Annotated in this window: 1 protein-coding gene; it reads left to right on the forward strand. The window is 59.8% G+C overall.

The genetic code is table 11. The features are described from left to right. Nucleotides 1-82: 82 nt before the first annotated feature. Nucleotides 83-843, forward strand: a protein-coding gene (locus KVT37_RS31655) for an IS5 family transposase (RefSeq protein ID WP_217578939.1) whose coding sequence is annotated in 2 segments (ribosomal slippage) — nucleotides 83-410 and nucleotides 410-843 — 762 coding nt in all. Because the reading frame shifts where the segments join, the coding sequence is not laid out codon by codon here. Nucleotides 844-865 lie beyond the last annotated feature (22 nt).

Below are 865 nucleotides of genomic sequence, written 5' to 3' on the forward strand. Positions count from 1 at the left end.
CTAGGCTGTAGTGACAATTTAACGGCTTGGGATTCCCATCGCGAGGCAAATCAGATTCAAGGCTGACTTTTGGAGGTCAGCCTTGGAAGGTGAGATTTTACGCGACGATCAGTGGGAGCAGATCAAGCCGTTTGTGCCGGGCGGGCGCAAGGGTAAGCGCGGCCCCCGTAGCGATGGCCGGCGCTTCTTCGATGCGCTTTTATGGATTGCTCGCTCTGGCGCCCGCTGGCGCGATCTGCCGGAGCGGTTTGGCCCGCATCAGAGGGCAAAACGACGTTACTATCGCTGGATCGAGGCAGGTGTGTTCGACCGGCTGTTCGAAGCCATCAGCAGTGACCCGGATCTGGAATGGCTGATGATCGACGCGACCGTTATCCGCGCTCAGGCCCAGGCTTCGGGGGCCCGGCGTAAAAGGGGGGATCTGAAGCCCAGGCTCTCGGCCGCTCGCGAGGCGGGTTCGGCACCAAGCTCCATGCCGTCGTAGATGCACTTGGCCTGCCGGTCCGCTTCGAGATCGGCCCTGGTCAGCAAAATGACATGGCACCGGCCTGCGGTCTGGTCGAGGGGCTTGCCACCGGCCAAGTGATCGCCGACCGCGCTTATGACGCCGATCGACTGCATGATGTGGTCCTCGATCAAGGTGGCGAACCGGTCATCCCGCCACGGCGCCATCGCAAATACCAACATAGCTACGACAAGATCGCCTACAAAAACCGCTGGGGTATCGAGGCTTTCTTCGCCAAGCTCAAACAGTGGCGGCGCATCGCAACCCGCTACGACAAAATCGCCGCAAACTTCCTCGGCTTCGTCAAGCTCGCTGCCATCATGCTCTGGCTCAAATAATTAAATTGTCACTACAGCCTAG

Source organism: Mesorhizobium sp. GbtcB19, assembly GCF_019091085.1.
GTDB lineage: Bacteria > Pseudomonadota > Alphaproteobacteria > Rhizobiales > Rhizobiaceae > Mesorhizobium.